The organism is Seonamhaeicola marinus, assembly GCF_008085455.1.
The window spans coordinates 1-322 of sequence record NZ_VSDQ01000596.1 but is presented as its reverse complement, the minus strand read 5'-3'; the positions used below and the strand labels follow the sequence as shown (position 1 = coordinate 322).

The window sequence follows — 322 nt, the reverse complement described above, 5'->3', positions numbered from 1 at the left end:
AGCCCATTAAAATATTATTCTTTAATACGTTCTTTGTAGGTACCTTTATCTGTTTCAACCTTAATTTTATCACCTTCGTTAATAAATAAGGGTACATTTACAATAGCACCTGTTTCAACTGTAGCAGGTTTTGTAGCATTTGTTGCTGTGTTTCCTTTAACACCTGGTTCTGTATGTGTTACTTCTAAAATTACGTTAGCAGGCATTTCTACTGATAATGGTAAACCATCTTCAGCATTAATTAAAACGGTTACAACTTCACCTTCTTTCATTAAATCAGGACTATCTAAAGTGGCTTTTTGCAATGCTATTTGCGAATAAT

The 322-nt window shown here is 32.6% G+C and carries 1 pseudogene; it reads right to left on the bottom strand.

The features are described 5' to 3' along the window. Positions 1-14 precede the first annotated feature (14 nt). Positions 15-322: pseudogene (locus FUA24_RS10710) on the bottom strand (elongation factor P); the annotation flags it as partial.